The sequence below is a fragment of the Lunatimonas lonarensis genome (genome assembly GCF_000390185.1).
Taxonomy (GTDB): domain Bacteria; phylum Bacteroidota; class Bacteroidia; order Cytophagales; family Cyclobacteriaceae; genus Lunatimonas; species Lunatimonas lonarensis.
The window spans coordinates 1-2583 of the sequence record NZ_AQHR01000095.1; the positions used below are offsets into that span (position 1 = coordinate 1).

Below are 2583 nucleotides of genomic sequence, written 5' to 3' on the forward strand. Positions count from 1 at the left end.
TGGATATTTCGGTCGGACCATGCCAGCGTTTTCGGTCAAATGGTGCCACTCTAAAAGAAGGTGCAAAGTAGTTAAAATTATTTATTCATTTTTCAAAATCCCCTTTCTCATGGACTCTCCGTTCAGGTTTATCCGGTGGGACGAATTCACTATCCGGTCAAGGAATGCGTCGGCCAATGTTCCCTCCCCTCCCAAAAGGTCGTACCATGCCGATACCGGGATCTGGGAGGAGACAATCATCGACTTTTCTGTGTACCTGTCATCGGTTATGTCCATCAACGCCTCACGTGCATGGTTGTCAAAGGGCTGAAGCCCGAAGTCGTCCAATATCAGCAGGTCTACCCGGGCGATTTTCTTGAGCTCCCCGAAATAGGTCCCGTCCACCTTGGATAGTTTGAGCATGGACAGAAGACGTGAGGTGTTGGTATAATAGACCCTGTACCCCATCAGGCATGCCTGGTGGCCGAGTGCCTGGGAGAGGTAGGACTTACCGCATCCGGAGGCACCCGTGACGATGATGTTCTGTTTGCGGACAATGAAGTCAAGCGTGGCCAGCCTGTTGAACATGTTCTTTTCCAGGTTCCTGGGCTGGACATAGTTGATATCGGCTATCGACGCCTTCTGCCGGAAACCCGCCTGCGTGAGCAGGCGGCCGGTCTTTCTGTTCTGCCTGTCCTCCCATTCATGGTCGGTGAGCAGGGCAAGGTATTCGTCCGGCGTAAGCTCGTTGAAACTGTTGTTCTTCACGTGCTGTAGGTGCAGCTCCGACATGGCCGCCAGGCGCATGGCCCTGAGTTTTTCGATGGTCTGGTTGTTGTTCATAAGTAAGATTGTCTGGTTCGTTATTTATAATTCTTCGGTCCGCGGATGTTTTCATGGAAAGGGATATGGGACTTTATACCGCCCGGGAGGTCTTCTTCCGGATCGGCCCTGTCCAGGTTTTTTTCCAGGATGTTCCTGATACGTCTAAAGGAAACGGCATTGCCGTAAACCGCCCTTCGGCATGCATTGTCAAGCCTTTCCGATCCGTATTGGCGGTGGAGCTGGATAATGCCCATCGCACTTTTATAGGAGGTTTCCGGGTAGTCACAGTCAATGAAAAGGGTCTCTACACAGGCAAGTACGTTATCCCCGTGTCCTGCGGCCATCTTCCCGAAGTAGTCAGGGCTCCAGTCCGTATAGACCTTGTGGGTGCTGCCCAGGTGGTCCTTGACGGTGTTGTAAAGGCCCTTTGATTCGTTTCGCGGGTGTGTGGCTATCCGCTCATGGGAGTAGTATACCTCCACGGTTGTTTTGGTGTAGTGGATGAGGGTGGATTTGCCCACGTATCTGTAGGGCACGCTGTAATAGCTCTTGTCCGCCGAGAAATAGACGTAGCCGATCTTCTGGACTTTGGCCCTAAGGTAATCCTTCATTTGGTAGGGGGTCTCCGGAAGGGGCTTCAGGTAGGCCCTTTCCACCGACTGGAAAAGTTCCCTTCTGCTTGCCCCTTTCCGCTGGTAAAGCATGTCGTTGAAGTCCACCAGTCGTTTGCGGATCTCCCTGTTGAGCTCGCCCAGGGAGAAGAAGGTCATCTCCCGCATGGGATAGTATATCCGCTGGTAGGCAAGCTGCACCGCATTCTCGACCAGTGCCTTGTCCTGGGGGGAATAGGCCCTTGTGGGGTTGATCACACAGTTGTAGTGTAGGGCGAACTCCTTCAGGGACCGGTTGATGTCGGGCTCATACTTGCTGGCGCGGGTCACGGCCGACTTCAGGTTGTCGCACACGATGGCCTTGGTGACCCCTCCGTAGAACCCCAGTGTATTGTTAAGGCTTGATATCAGGTCTTCCCTTTTCTGGCTCAGGCTGGCCTCTATGTAGGTGTGGAGGCTGTAGGGCAGTGTGGCCACGAAAATCTCCACGGCACGGAGTTCCCCCGTGTCCCTGTCCACAATATGCATCTTGGTACCCGCATAGTCGATGAAAAGCTCTCTTCCGGCCTCATGTTCGAGCTTCATGGAACCCTTGGTTTTGGAGTGCCTGCGGTTATAGTGTTCCATAAACTGCGTATAACTGTAAGGCTCCCTGCTCTGGAGGCTGTAGTCCCTGTAATGGTGGAGAAAGGTGAAGCCAGGGTGGTCACGGGCATGGTTTACCTTTTCAAAATACATCATCAGTTCATCGAAACGGGGATTCCTGATGGTGGTGTGGGAAGGGAACAGTTCGGCCAGAGCAGCCGAATTAAGCTCCAACAGCTTCCGCGCACTATATTCGCAGCCGTTGAAAAGCTTCATGTACGCGTTTACCGTATTGCGGGATATACCGAGGGTTTCCCCGATCTTTCGGTTACTGTACCCGTCTAGGTGCAGTGTGAGGATTTGTTTGATATCCATGGGATCAAGTTGATTGGCCATACCGTTTTTTGGTTACGATATAACCTGTTTAACATGATCTTTCAAAGTGGCACTGTTCGAACCGATATCACTGGCACAAAACGAACCGTTACAGGCTCAAGACGCCCAAGCAAACTGGCACGGAAAAACCGGAATCACTGGCACGGAAAAACCGGAATCGGTGGCACAAAACGATCCATTATATCCA

Annotated in this window: 2 protein-coding genes; both read right to left on the bottom strand. The window is 52.2% G+C overall.

What is annotated here, in order from left to right; all coding sequences use genetic code 11:
- Positions 1-81: 81 nt before the first annotated feature.
- Positions 82-822 (bottom strand): IS21-like element helper ATPase IstB, encoded by a 741-nt coding sequence (istB, locus tag ADIS_RS16490; RefSeq protein ID WP_010855781.1) that lies wholly within the window; start codon positions 820-822, stop codon positions 82-84.
- 20 nt (positions 823-842) lie between these two features.
- The gene (gene istA, locus ADIS_RS16495) at positions 843-2396 is read right to left on the bottom strand and encodes an IS21 family transposase (RefSeq protein ID WP_010855782.1); all 1554 of its coding nucleotides are present in this window, start codon (positions 2394-2396) and stop codon (positions 843-845) included.
- Positions 2397-2583: the final 187 nt, after the last annotated feature.